Below are 14026 nucleotides of genomic sequence, written 5' to 3' on the forward strand. Positions count from 1 at the left end.
GAACGCCGCCACATCCATCCCCATGACCCGGCCTGCGACACGGATTACTTACGTTTCCAATAGGCCGAGACATAGCGCTGTGATTTCGGGTGACGCAAAATCTGATCACTGGTCCGAAGCGCATTGATATGTCCGGCCTCCGCCGCGATCCACAGATATCCGTCAGCACAGTCTGACGCGGCGGCCGATACGGTGCTGACAAAGTCAGGCGGCTCAACCCAATCAACCGTCAGCCCGTCATGGCACGGGATTGGGTAATCGCGCTGACCTGAATGGTTCAGCAGGATCACCCTGCCCTGCGCGCCCTCGGGAAGACCATCAATGATGCGCGATACGGCCGGGTATGCGGTTTCGTCACCAGCCAGAACAACCCGACATGCGTCCAGAATCCCACCTCCGCCTGGCCCGACCAGCGCAACGGACGTGCCTGGGGCCGCAGCAACGGCCCACTCCGATGTCCGTCCACCCGCGTGCACGAAGACATCAACGTCAATCTCGTCCCCACGGTGCGCGCGCGCGGTGTAGACCGGGCGGTGAAGCGCCTTGGCACCCGCTGGCCAACGCGTCGACCCATTGGACGCCAGCGTCGGCCATTCAGGTGCGCTGTCATCCAAGCGGGGCAAGACAAACCGAAAATGAATGACGTGGTCACCAAAACCATCCGGCTTTGAAAGGGTCAGCGTCACGCGTTGAAACGACGCACACAGCCGCGTTGTCGTCTTGATTTCAGCGAACTGAAAATTTGGCGGTCTCAACCCGCTCTGAACAGTGTCGGACCACGCGATTTGCGCCGCCACATCCGGTTGGACATGAGAAATATGCGCAACCAGACTGTCGCGTAGGACGTGCAGATTGCTCACCCCGTCTGCCTCGACCTCCAGCCTGAACCCGTTTCGATCACGCCGGGCGATGCCGAATACGCCATAGTCCGACTGGATTCTAAGCTGGTTTGCCTCCTCTTGCAGCACTGGCAGCTCGTGTTCAGCAGCTTCGTTCAGCATCAGCATCCGCATGGCGGAAAATCCCATACCTTCTATGTCGGAATACACTTTCATGGCGCCCTCTCAATGTGACATGAGATGTGGCAGCAGCGTGCAGACTCGGGGTCACATGCGACCCGGACTTTGGATCGCGATTGTGTCGACCATGGTCACGACAGCAGGCCAATCACCTCTTTTACAGGAATTGAAACCAGGTGGCTGGCGGGCATCGCGGGCTGACCCAATGATATGCCTCGCCGGACACAGATTGACCAGCATGATCAATCGCGCATGTGCCGACGGTTTGAACCAGCCATGTCCGTGCGGCTAGCGTTCGCCGCGACGATAGGGAACCATAAGTGCCTCTGGAACCTGCGCGCGCCGCGCAACCAGGACAAGGGCCCCGATCGACAGAAAGTAAGGCGCCATCAAGAACAACTGGTAAGGGACACCCTCGACCACGGTTTGCAGCCGCAGCTGATACGCATCGAAGAAGGCAAAAAGAAGCGCACCAAGCAATGCCTTGCCCGGTCGCCAAGAGGCAAAGACGACAAGGGCGATGCAGATCCATCCCCGGCCCTGAACCATTTCAGGAAAGAAACTGTTGAAAGCCGCTGTCGTCAGGAATGCCCCACCAACGGCCATCAGCGCCGATCCGGCCACAACAGCCCCGATGCGTATACGCAGCGGGTTAAGTCCCTGCGCCTCAACCGCGTGAGGGTTCTCGCCGGTCATACGAATGGCCAGCCCCAGCGGCGTACGCGCCAGCACGTAAGCCATCACCACAACAGACAACAATGCCAGATAGGTCGGAACGGTCTGTGAAAACAGGATCGGGCCAAGGCCGGGGATATCGGACAAGATCGGGATGTCGAGGGGGCGAAACGGTTCGATCGTCGGGGGAAGGTCACCCACCACCACGATCAGCCGGTACAGGTAATAGGACAGCGAAGAAGCAAACAGAGTGATGCCAAGCCCGGACACGTGCTGCGACAGGCCAAGCGGCACAGTAAGCATGGCATGCAACAGGCCCATCATCCCACCGCTGAGCGCTGCAACCAGCAAACCCGTCCACAGATCGCCCCCCATATAGACAGTGAGCCACCCCACCATGGCGCCCATGGTCATAATCCCCTCGATCCCGAGGTTTAGCACGCCAGATCGCTCACACAAAAGTGCACCCAGAACCCCGAATATCAAAGGGGTCGCGATACGAAGCACGGCAGCCCAGAGGCTGGTATTCAGCAGCAGATCGATCGCTTCCATCATCTGCGCACCCTGTAGGTTGTGAACATGAGGGCAACCACCATGGTGAGCAGGCACAACGCTACGACAACATCAGCGATAAAGCTGGGTACGCCGGTTGCACGGCTCATGGCATCCGCCCCGACAAAGACAGTCGCGACAAAGACCGCAGCAGCCACCACGCCCGCCGGGTGCAGGGCCGCCAGCATTGCGACGACAATCCCTGCATACCCGAACCCGGGGGACATCGTGGTGGTTACGCCAGCGGTCACGCCCAACACCTCAACCGACCCGGCCAGCCCAGCCAATGCGCCGGACAACATCGCAACGCCCATCAAAGTTCGGGGCAACGAAATACCCGCAAAAGATGCCGCAGTGGCGTTCAGGCCCGCGGCTCGTGTCTCTGCTCCGAATACCGTGCGCGCAAGGATCAGCCAGACTGCCCCAGCCGCAGCCAGCGCGATGAGGAACCCGATATGCAGCCGTGTTCTCGGCACCAGATCAGGCAACCGGAAATCACCGTCTACCGGCACCGAAGACGGCCAGCCAAAGGCAAGCGGGTCGCGCAAGGGGCCTTCGATCATCATGCCGACGAACAGGATAACAATGAAATTGAGCAAGAGCGTGGTGACCACCTCGTCCACGCTGAAACGCAGCCGCAGATAGGCAGGTACAGCCAAAAGCAGCGCGCCCGCCGCCATGCCTGCAAGCATGAGTATGGGAATGCCAAGGGGGCCCGGCACGGACAGGGAATGGCCAATCCATGCGGTGATCAATGCCCCGACAAAGAACTGCCCTTCGCCACCGATGTTCCACAACCGGGCGCGGAAGGCGACGGCGGCAGCCAGCCCCGTCAGGATCAGCGGCGTCGCGCGGGTCAGCATCTCGGTCACTGACAGGCGTGATCCCAGTGCACCGCGCAGCATTTCCGCATAAGCGCCAAACGGGTTGACCCCGGCGGCAGCAATCAGGCCCCCGGCCAGAAACAGGGCGGCCACAATCGCTGCCAGCGGGGCAATAACGATCAGGTGCAGCGGTGCATGGGCGCGTCGTTCAAGCCGCATGGTGATCTTCCTTCCACACACCCGCCATCATCAGCCCAAGCTTGCGGGCATCGGCATCGTCGGCAGCCACCGGTTGCGAGAGCCGCCCCTTCACGATGGCCTGTATGCGGTCGGACAATGCCACTGCCTCTTCCAATTCTTCTGAAATCAACAGGATTGCGGCCCCTTTGGATCGGGCGGCCAAAAGCTCTGCATGGACGGCGGAGATGGCGCCCTCGTCCAACCCCCGCGTTGGCTGATTGGCCAACACGAACCTTGGTCCGATCGACAGGCAACGCCCAAGGATCAGCTTCTGCATATTGCCTCCCGACAAAAGCCGCGTTCGGGTGTCGGGTGTCGCCCCACGAATGTCAAAGCGTTCAATCAGCTCGGCAGCATAGGATTTACACGCCGCAGTCCGCACAAAACCGCGGCGCGAGAAGTCGGGACTGCGCAGCCGCTCAAGCACCGCGTTTTCCCAGACCGACAGCTCGCCCACAGCCCCCTCGGCATGGCGATCCTCCGGCACGCGCCCCACTCCGGCGCGGATCATCCCGCGCGGCCCGATCTGGCCGACATCCTGCCCCGCAAGGGTCAGCGTGCCCGATGCAGGTGTCTTCAGCCCGGACAGCAACGCACCCAGATCCGCCTGTCCGTTGCCCGACACACCGACGATGCCCAGAACCTCGCCCTCATGCACGGCAAAGGACACATCGTCCAAACGCGCTTCTCCCTTGTCTTCGACACGCACGTTCTCGGCAACCAAGACGGGGCTGCCAATGAGATGCCCACGACGCACAGGCCGCTCAACCTTGCGCCCGACCATCAACTCGGCCAATTCATCGGCAGTGGTGTCCGCCGTCTTGCGTTCCGCGACCATCTGACCGGCTCTCAGTACAGCCACCCGGTCAGAGGCAGCCATCACCTCATGCAGCTTGTGGCTGATGAAAATCAGCGACAGGCCCTCCTTTGTCATGTCGCGCAACGTCTCGAACAGCCGCTGCGCCTCGGGCCGCGCGAGAACAGCCGTGGGTTCGTCAAGGATCAGGACGCGCGCGTCGCGGTAAAGGGCCTTGAGGATTTCCACACGTTGGCGTTCCCCGACAGACAATTGGCTCACACGGGCGTCCGGCGTAACAGGCAGGCCAAACCGCTCGGCGATCTGCATCAGCTTCCGCCGCCCGGCCCCCCGTGCCGAGCGCAAGGACGCAAGTGGCTCAGAGCCAAGCATGACATTTTCCAGAACCGTCAGGTTGCCCGCCAGCGTGAAATGTTGGTGCACCATACCCACACCCGCATCAATGGCGGCACGTGGCCGGCCCGTTGGCAGCTCCTCTCCGAACACACGCACAGTCCCTTCATCCGCCGCATAATGGCCAAAAAGGATGTTCATCAACGTGGTCTTGCCGGCTCCGTTTTCGCCAAGCAGAGCAAGGATTTCACCCTGTCCCAGTGTCAGGCTGACATCGTCATTCGCCGTCATGGCACCGAACCTCTTTGTAATGCCCTCAAGCTCAAGAACCGGCGTCATGTGGGGAATCCTGCGATGTCATAGGGATAAGAGAGTTTGGGGGCGAGGGCCTCGATCTTTGCGGCTAGGTCGCACAGCATCCTGTCTGCCCCGTGCGGTCCCCAAAGCTGCACACCAACGGGCAGTGATCCCTGCATCCCAAACGGCAGGGCCAATGCGGGTATGCCCGCGACATTGGCCAATGCCGCATTGGGGGAAAAGGCCTCCATTGCGGCGAAATGCGCATCGGTATCGCTTTGGCCCAGATCAAAGCACCCTACCGGGGGTGGCGGTGTTGCCAGAACCGGGCACAGGAGTGCGTCGGCGTGATCGAACATCTTGTGTACGTCCCATGACAACCGCGCCATCCGACGCGTTGCAGCAAAAAGATCCGTCACTTCAAGCGCGCGCCCTTCGGCCGCGACGGCGGCAACAAGAGGCGGCAGCTGGTCGTCAGAAACGCCAAGCGCAGCAAGCCATTCAGCAAGAGAGACCGACAAGATCATCCTGGCAATCGCATGGGCTTCGGCGCCCAATTCATCGGGGGACGCAACCTCGACAACAGTCATGCCTGCGTCGGACAGCGCCTCCGCAACGCCTCGTGCAGCGGCAACCTGCGCTGCATCACAACGGTCCGGCAACGCCAACGCAATGCGTGATGTGCCAGACCGAGTTGCCTGCGGCGCAGGAACGCGGGCGAGGGCAAAGGCCGCTGCCACGTCACGCACGGAACGTGCCAGCACCAGTTCCTCGGCAATACCCATAAGATGGTTGTGAAAACCGGGGCCAGCAACCACTGAACCCCGCGACGGTTTCAACCCGACAAGACCGCAACACGCGGCAGGCACGCGGATCGAACCCGCCGCATCCGTGGCATGGGCGATGGCCACAATGCCCGAGGCGACCGCAACAGCCGCCCCGCCGGATGACCCGCCGGGCGTCAATGCTGGGTCCCACGGGTTGCGCGCAGGCGCGCGCCCCTCGGGCACGCTGTCCAGGGACAGGCCAAATGGGGGCGTCGCGGTCAGGCCAAAGGGGATCAACCCAGCCTGTCGAAAATGGGAAAAAAGGGTGCTGTCTGCATCAGGCAGCGCGCTGCGAGACCGCAACGCGGCAGAGCCCGCTGCGATTGGCAAGCCCTTGGCTTCGGAACCAAGGTCCTTGCCCAGAAACGGCAGGCCGTGAAATGGTCCACGCCCCACCGTCTTGGCCGCATCGGCGGCGATAGCACCAGCCCGCGCGACTGCGTCGTCCAAATAAACCACAGCCCCCAAATCCGCGCGCGCATCGCACGCTGCAAGGCTCGCCTCCATCACCGCACGGGCGCTGGTACGCCCGTCAGAGATGGCGGCCGCAAGGGCTGTGGCATCCTTCATGGTTCAGAACCCGTCAGGCAGGCTCGTCATTATTGATCGGAACGTCCCACTCGCCCGCCTGAATGGCCGCTTGCTTGGCCTCCATGGGCGGAATGGCATCGGCAGGCACGTCATCAGCGACATAGATCAATTCATTGCCGCCATACGACATAAAGGAATACTCGGTGTAATCCCGTCCCACCGCATTGCCGGCGTTGATGTCCTCAACGATGGCTTCGATGGTCGGGCCATAATTCCAGATCGCGTTGGCAAACACGGTCCCCGGATAGCGTGGCGTGTAATCAATGAGCGAGCCAATCGCCTTGACCCCACGCTCCTGCGCCGCATCCGCAGTCCCGATCCGTTCGCCAAAGAGGATGTCGGCCCCCGCATCGATCTGGGCCATGGCTGCCTCTTTCGCGCGGGCCGGGTCGAACCAGGCACCGATGAACCCATTCAGGAAGGTTGCATCGGGGTTCACCTCGCTCACGCCCATGCGGAAAGCATTGATCAACAAATTGACCTCGGGGATCGGATAGCCCCCAACCGAGCCGAAAACGTTGGAGTCAGACATCTTGCCTGCCAGCATCCCGGCCAAATAGGCCGCTTCGTGGTTGCGGGTTCCAAAGACACCGAAATTGTCCCCTTCCGGTCCACCGGACGACCCCATCAGGAAGGCGGTGTCGGGATAATCGCCCGCCACTTCGCGCGCCTCACGCTCAACAGCATAGGCTTCACCCCAGACCAGTTGCGCGCCACCTTCAGCGTATTCGCGCATGGCACGTGGATAGTCAGTGGGCGCGACCCCTTCGGAGAATTCATATTCTATCAGCCCCGAAGCCGCCGCTTCCTGAAACGCCAGATGGATGCGGCTGTTCCACGCGTTCTCTACGGGTGACATGTGCACACCGGCGACGCGGGTCACATCCGCAGCATTGGCGCGGCGGATGTAGGCGGGCAGCGCCAATGTGGCGGCTGCCCCTACAATAAGCTGGCGACGGTTTGTCGTGAGTTTCATTGGAAGTACCTCTCTCGTGCTGGCAGTTTTCTAAGTGTTTTTGTCTTCGACCGCGGGGGCATAATCGGCTGGATCAATCCTGTCGGGGCGACCGGGAAGGTCGAGTGTGGCAATGCGCGGCGCAGTGCGTGCCAAAACCTTGCCATGTTTGATCACGGCAAGCCGGGTCGCTTTGAGGCGCACGGCTTCAATCGGATCGCGTGCCTGCAGCAGAACCATGTTGGCTGGGCCACCTTCGCGAAGCGTCGGATCCGGCAAGCCCATGGCGCGTGCGCCGTTTTGCGTGACCGAGGTAAAGGCCCATGCCATGGCCTCGCGCGACGTCATTGGCACGGCGTGTACACCCATATGCGCCACCTCCAGCATGTCACCCGAACCAAGTGAATACCACGGGTCCATGGTGCAATCCTGCCCAAAGGCCACATTGACGCCTGCAGCCCGCAATTCCGGCACGCGGGTCAGACCCCGCCGGCGCGGATAGGTGTCGGACCGGCCCTGCAACGTGATGTTAATCAACGGGTTCGGGATCACGTTCATGCCGCTTTCGGCAATCAGCGGGATTAGCTTGCTGGCATAGTAATTGTCGTAAGAATGCATCGCGGTGACATGGCTGGCCGATACACGCCCTCCCAGACCAAGACGTGTTGTCTCGGCCGCCAGCGTCTCTACGTGACGCGACATCGGATCGTCGCTTTCATCGCAATGCAAATCCAGCATCAGGCCCCGTTCAACCGCGATCTCGCACAGCCGCGTAACAGACCTTGCGCCATCAGCCATCGTACGTTCGAAGTGTGGAATTCCGCCCACAACCTCCACGCCCATATCCAGCGCGCGCAACAGGTTCTGTTCTGCCGTCGTTGACCGATAAAGCCCGTCCTGGGGAAAGGCCACCAGCTGCAGGTCAATGTAAGGGGCCACACGTTTGCGCACTTCGATCAACGCCTCGACCGCCGTCAATCGGTCGTCGCAGACATCGACATGGGTGCGGATCGACAACAAGCCCTGGGCAACCGCCAAGTCACAATAGCGCAAGGCGCGCTCCATGACGGCCTCGGGCGTCAATTGAGGCTTCAATTCCCCCCACAGCGCAATGCCTTCCAGCAATGTGCCAGAGACGTTCAGCCGCGGCATTCCCAAGCTCAGCGTCGCATCCATGTGGAAATGCGGGTCTGTAAACGGCGGCGCGACCAATCGCCCAGCGGCGTCAATAACCTCGCGTGCTTCGTCCTCGATGTTTGGGGCGATGGTCACGATGTTGGCTTTGTGGATACCGATATCCACCAACCCGCTTCTGTCAGGCAAACGGGCTTGCTTAACGACTAAATCCAGAATCCCTCGACTCCCTATTTTTGATCATATGGTAAATAAAGTTCCCACAAAGACCTATAAAATTCGAAAAAAATGCCCAACCGCTACGCCAAGCGTCATTTTTTAGGCAATTGAACAGAGGGTTCGCGCAGTGATGCCCGTTCCTTGAGCGCGGGAAACCGCACACCGACACTGTATGCGCAGCCCCCAACAAGCCCGGTTTTGTCCAGCCTCACCTTTTCAACAGTTTGGAGAACCTCAGCACCGGCATCGCCTACTCAGCGGCCTGTGCATCCGGTGATGTCTTGAGAGCGGACCAGGCATCAAACTGGGACAAAAAGACCTGTCCGTTGAGCGCCTCTATAAAATGCGACCGCCGCAAGCGATCCATCACCGGTCCCTTGACCTCGGACAGATGCAAACCTACGCCCAGATCGCTGAGGCGGTGATTGATCGTCTCCAAGCTTTCCAGCGCCGAAAAATCCACCTCGTTCACTGCCGAAAACATAAGCACCACGTTGCGGATCTTGCACCCTTGCGCGACACGATTTTGGACAAGGTCTTCGAGAAACCGCGCGTTCACGAAATACAGGCTTTCGTCCACACGCAGGACCAAAAGTGCCGGGTCGGTTTCAACCTCGTGCCGCTTTACATTGCGGAAGTGTTGCGTCCCGGGGACCAGGCCAACCTCTGCAACATGTGGTCGAGATGTCTTGTACAGATGAAGAAGCACAGAGATCGCAACACCCGACGCCACGCCCACTTCGACACCAAGACCAAGGGTCAGAAGAATAGTCGCCGCAACAGCGGTGAAATCCGCACGGCTATACGCCCACGTTTTCTTCAGGATCGACACATCCACCAGCGACAGCACCGCCACAATGATCGTTGCCGCAAGTGTTGCGTTTGGCAGATAGTACACCAGCGGAGTCAATGCGACGGCAGCAAAGGCCAGACCAATTGCCGTAAACGCACCCGCCGCCGGTGTTTGCGCCCCGGCATCGAAATTCACCGCCGAGCGCGCGAACCCACCGGTCACCGGATACCCCCCTGTAAACGCCGCGCCGAAGTTCGCCGCGCCAAGTCCGATCAGCTCCTGATCCGGGTCGATGCGCTGACGTTTCTTGGCCGCCAGTGTCTGAGCAACAGAAACAGATTCAACAAAACCGATGATGGAAATCAGGATCGCGGGCATCAGCAAGGCGCTGACCAGATCAGGCGCAAAGCTGGGCCGGATCAACGGCGGCAGGCTTTGCGGCACCGCGCCCACGATCTTGACACCCTGACCCGCAAGATCAAAGGCCCACACCGCAACCGTTGTGGCAATGACCGCTGCGACGGGCCCGGCTTTGGTGAACACATCGGCAATCAGGTCCGGAACCCCAAGACGCTTCAGCGTGGGCTTAAGGCGCGTTCGCACCCAGAACAGAAAACCGGTGGCAGCACCGCCAATGGCCAATGTGATCCAGTTCACCTGATCCAGATGGGCCAAGATCGCCCCAAGCATGTCCGGCAATGTATGCCCATGGGCCGAAACGCCCAAAAGGTGTTTCACTTGGCTGGTGGCAATCAGGATGCCGGACGCCGTGATAAAACCCGCTATCACAGGATGGCTGAGGAAATTTGCTAAAAACCCCAACCTGAATACCCCCATCAGAACAAGGAAACCGCCAGACAAAAACGCCAGCGTCAGGGCGGCGGCCACATATCCCGCCGTGCCCTGCTCGGCCACTTCGCCAATCGCGGCCGCGGTGAGCAACGAAACCACAGCCACCGGCCCCACGGCCAGCGCGCGACTGGTTCCAAAGACCGCATAAAGAAGGATCGGGGCAATCGACGCGTAAATGCCCGCTTCGGGCGGGAGACCAGCAAGCAACGCATAAGCAAGCGATTGCGGAATCAGCATGATCGTCACGATCACGGCTGCCAACACATCGTTCGACAGTGCGTTGCGGTCATACGCGCGTCCCCATTCAAGAACGGGCAAGTAGCGGCCAAGTATATCAATCATCATCGCTTCCTCAATCAGAGGCAGGCAGGTGCTCAGGTGGCTGGCAGGCTCACCTCGCAACTATTGAAAGCGGTTAGTCGTTCCGGCGAACGGCCTAGTCGACTGAAACCCCGAGCTTTTCAGGTTTGGCCATCCACTCTTTGCCTTTCAGCATGGCCTTCCAGTAAATCGGCGGCAGCATCTTTTCCTTCAGGAACCATGCCAGGCGGGATGGTTTCGTGCCGTCCAGAAACGCGGTCGGAAAGCTTGGCTTCAAAACGCCACCATAGCCAAACTCGGCCAGAACGATCTTGCCGCGTTCCACGGTCAATGGGCACGATCCGTAGCCGTCATAGGCGGCCGTAAACGACCGACCTGCAATGTCTGCAACGATGTTTTCAGCCACAGTCGGGGCCTGCTTGCGCGCCGCTGCCGCCGTTTTGGCATTGGGCGCATTCATGACATCGCCAAGGCTCCAGATATTGTCGAAGCTTTTGTGGCGGAGTGTGACCTGGTCCACGTCGACCCACCCCGCCGCATCGGCAAGCGGAGAAACACGAATGAAATCGGGGGCGACTTGGGGCGGACAGACATGCATCATTTCAAAACCGACCCTGACTATTTGCGGCTCAGTCTCGGGCTTGGCCACTTCAAATGTTGCTTGTCGCGCAGCCCCATCAACCGAAACGAGGTTGTGGAAGAAGTTCAACTTGGCATCGTACTTGTCGATGTACTTCTGCAAGGCTGGCACATAATCCTTCACGCCGAACAGAACGCCACCCGCATTCATGAACTGGATGTCGATGTCCTTCAGCCGTCCGTTACGGAACCACGCATCCCCCGATAGGTACATGGCCTTTTGCGGCGCACCGGCGCATTTGATGGGCATCGGGGGCTGGGTAAACAGCGCACGCCCTTCCTTTAGCTCTTGCACAAGCTGCCATGTGTAAGGCGCCAGATCATAGCGGTAATTGGACGTGACACCGTTGCGACCAAGGGTTTCTTCCAGCCCTTCCACGGCATTCCAATCCAACTTCAGACCAGGGCACACCACAAGGCGGTCGTATTTCACCACGCGGCACCCATCAAGGATCACGGCATTGTTCGCCGGTTCAAAGGCGGCGACACCCGCCTGGATCCATTTGACCCCGCGCGGAATGAGCGACCCCATGGTTTTTGCCGTCTGGCTGGCCTCAAAGATACCGCCGCCGACCATTGTCCAGCCGGGCTGGTAATAGTGAATGTCTGCCGGATCAATGATGGCAATCGATAGGTCGGATTGTCGTGATTGGAGGCTCGCCGCGACAGAAACGCCACCTGCCCCGCCGCCCACGATGACGACATCGTACTTGGCATCCCCCGTGTCGGTGGGTGTCTTTCCGCCATTGGCAATGCGCCGGGCGACACCGTTCATGTCGTATCCCGCCGTCTTGGTCGCAGCGAGGATGTCGGACATTGGCCGCTTTGCGCTTTCGTAAAAAGACCACAGCGTGGCAGATCGCGTGCCCGTGCGGCAATAGGCCAAGACCGGGCGCGGCAGATCATCGAGCGCCGCGCCGAACCCGGTCACATCTTCATCCTTCACCAGTCCGGTCTGGACAGGCACGTATCGCGCCTTGATCCCCGCGGCATTGGCGGCGACTTCGATCTCTTCAAAACTTGGCTGATCGGCCCCTTCCCCATCCGGGCGATTGCAGATGATGGCGCGAAACCCGGCATCTTTGATCGCCGCTATGTCCTGCGCGGTGATTTGCGGGCTAACCGAGGTTTTGTCGGTGATTTTCCGGATGTCCATCACCAGGCCCTCACAGTCCGTTCACGGGCACTTTGAGCATGGGCCTGCCATCCTTGTCGGTTGGCACTTCGCCTGCGCGCATATTCACCTGCAACGAGGGGAGAATGAGCTTTGGCATGGCAAGTTGCGCATCGCGTTCGGTGCGGAACTTGACGAACTCTTCCTTGGTCTTGCCGCCGCCCACATGGATGTTGTGGGCTTTTTCCTCACCCACGGTGGTTTCCCACTGGATATCACGACCATTCGGCCCGTAATCGTGGCACATGAAAAGCCGCATGGCATCCGGCAAGGCAAGCACCTTCTGGATGCTGTCATACAGCACGGCGGCATCACCTCCGGGGAAGTCCGCGCGCGCCGAACCACCGTCGGGCATAAAGAGTGTGTCACCGACAAAAGCCGCATCACCCATCACATGCACCATGCATGCGGGCGTGTGGCCCGGCGTATACATGGCGAAGGCCGTCATGTTGCCAACCTGGTAGCAATCGCCATCCTCCAACAGGGCGTCAAACTGCGACCCGTCCCGCTGGAATTCGGTGCCTTCGTTGAACACCTTCCCGAACGTGTCCTGCACCACCATGATCTTCGATCCGATGCCGATTTTGCCGCCCAACCGCTCCTGGATATAGGGTGCAGCGCTCAGGTGATCCGCGTGGACATGGGTTTCAATAATCCATTCCAGCTTCAAACACTGCGTTTTGATTTGACGGATCAGTTCGTCCGCGTGGTCATAGGTGATGCGGCCTGCGGCGTAATCAATGTCCATCACGCTGTCGATAATGGCGCAGGCATCAGATGCGGGGTCCTTTACGATATAGCTGATCGTATTGGTCGCTTCGTCAAAGAAGGCCTGGACCGCGGGAGTGACGTCCATATTGACGGGATAGGTCATGTCATATCCTCCGATAAGATGGGGTTAACTGGCGGCCTTAGCAGGCATGGGGCTGAGAACGCGGCGCAGGAAAAAGCCAACCGTGACGGCTGCAAGGAACAACGCAACTTCCCAATGGCCCGTCCCAAGCGCGGGAATGGCAGCGCCCGGACAAAAGCCCGCAATGCCCCACCCGACACCAAACAGTGCTGAGCCCCCAACAAGGCGCGCATCGATGGTTGTCGAGGTCGGCACCTGAAAGCGCGCCCCGAACAGTGCGGTGTCACGGCGCCAAACCAACCGATACCCAAAGAATGTCACGACCAGCGCGCCGCCCATCACAAAGGCCAGGCTCGGGTCCCACGCACCTGCCACATCAAAAAAGTTCAAAACCTTCGCTGGGTCCATCATGCCGGACAGTGCAATGCCTGTTCCAAAGACAAGCCCGGTCAACAGCGCATAAAGATGCTTCATATCAGCCTCCAAACACGTGACGGATCAGAAAAACGGTGATCGCGGCAGTCACCATGAAGGTCGGCACGGCGACCAGAGAACGAACTGACAGGCGCGACAGCCCGCACACCCCGTGACCGGATGTGCAGCCGGACCCCAGGCTCGCGCCAAGGCCGACAATGACACCACCAATGACAATCATGGTCGGGCTGATCGGCACCGTCAGGGCAGGCATCGCACCCGTCACACCAAAGATCAGGCCGGGTGCAAGCACCATGCCCACGATCAGCGCCAACCGCCATGTCAGCTCGTCTCGGCTTTCCGCGAACACCGCGCCGGACAGAATGCCCGTGGCACCAAAAATGCGCCCAAGGCCAAGCATCAGCAACACCGCGCCCAGACCAATAAACGCGCCACCCGTCAGCGAGGCAAAGGGGGTAAAAGCCGTTTCCATACGC

Annotated in this window: 12 protein-coding genes; all 12 read right to left on the bottom strand. The window is 60.1% G+C overall.

The window, feature by feature from the left end; translation table 11 throughout:
* Positions 1–44: 44 nt before the first annotated feature.
* Complete coding sequence (locus IE087_RS20700) at positions 45–1055, bottom strand: siderophore-interacting protein (protein ID WP_189371306.1); 1011 nt, start codon at positions 1053–1055, stop codon at positions 45–47.
* Between the two features lie 252 nt (positions 1056–1307).
* Entirely contained in the window at positions 1308–2249 is a 942-nt protein-coding gene (locus IE087_RS20705; RefSeq protein ID WP_189371307.1) for an ABC transporter permease, read from the bottom strand.
* A complete protein-coding gene (locus tag IE087_RS20710) occupies positions 2246–3289 on the bottom strand; it encodes an ABC transporter permease (RefSeq protein WP_189371308.1) in 1044 nt (347 codons plus the stop codon). Before IE087_RS20710 ends, IE087_RS20705 begins: the two co-directional genes overlap by 4 nt.
* Positions 3279–4799 (bottom strand): ABC transporter ATP-binding protein, encoded by a 1521-nt coding sequence (locus IE087_RS20715; RefSeq protein WP_189371309.1) that lies wholly within the window; start codon positions 4797–4799, stop codon positions 3279–3281. The genes IE087_RS20710 and IE087_RS20715 overlap by 11 nt, the downstream gene beginning before the upstream one ends.
* Entirely contained in the window at positions 4796–6154 is a 1359-nt protein-coding gene (locus IE087_RS20720) for an amidase (RefSeq protein WP_189371310.1), read from the bottom strand. The genes IE087_RS20715 and IE087_RS20720 overlap by 4 nt, the downstream gene beginning before the upstream one ends.
* A 13-nt stretch (positions 6155–6167) precedes the next feature.
* Positions 6168–7151 carry a BMP family protein gene (locus IE087_RS20725; RefSeq protein WP_189371311.1) on the bottom strand — a complete coding sequence of 328 codons (984 nt, stop codon included), beginning with the start codon at positions 7149–7151 and terminating at the stop codon, positions 6168–6170.
* Between the two features lie 30 nt (positions 7152–7181).
* Positions 7182–8483, bottom strand: coding sequence for an amidohydrolase family protein (locus IE087_RS20730; RefSeq protein WP_189371482.1), 1302 nt, complete (start codon positions 8481–8483; stop codon positions 7182–7184).
* A gap of 250 nt (positions 8484–8733) precedes the next feature.
* The gene (locus IE087_RS20735) at positions 8734–10470 is read right to left on the bottom strand and encodes a SulP family inorganic anion transporter (protein WP_373296544.1); all 1737 of its coding nucleotides are present in this window, start codon (positions 10468–10470) and stop codon (positions 8734–8736) included.
* Positions 10471–10564: 94 nt separating this feature from the next.
* Complete coding sequence (locus IE087_RS20740) at positions 10565–12244, bottom strand: bifunctional protein tyrosine phosphatase family protein/NAD(P)/FAD-dependent oxidoreductase (RefSeq protein ID WP_189371312.1); 1680 nt, start codon at positions 12242–12244, stop codon at positions 10565–10567.
* Positions 12245–12254: 10 nt separating this feature from the next.
* Positions 12255–13136 (bottom strand): MBL fold metallo-hydrolase, encoded by an 882-nt coding sequence (locus IE087_RS20745; protein ID WP_189371313.1) that lies wholly within the window; start codon positions 13134–13136, stop codon positions 12255–12257.
* 24 nt (positions 13137–13160) lie between these two features.
* Complete coding sequence (locus IE087_RS20750) at positions 13161–13589, bottom strand: DUF6691 family protein (RefSeq protein ID WP_189371314.1); 429 nt, start codon at positions 13587–13589, stop codon at positions 13161–13163.
* A gap of 1 nt (position 13590) precedes the next feature.
* A complete protein-coding gene (locus tag IE087_RS20755) occupies positions 13591–14022 on the bottom strand; it encodes a YeeE/YedE family protein (RefSeq protein WP_189371315.1) in 432 nt (143 codons plus the stop codon).
* Positions 14023–14026 lie beyond the last annotated feature (4 nt).

Origin of the sequence: Tateyamaria omphalii (genome assembly GCF_014651375.1) — a bacterium.
GTDB classification, from domain to species: Bacteria; Pseudomonadota; Alphaproteobacteria; order Rhodobacterales; family Rhodobacteraceae; genus Tateyamaria; species Tateyamaria omphalii.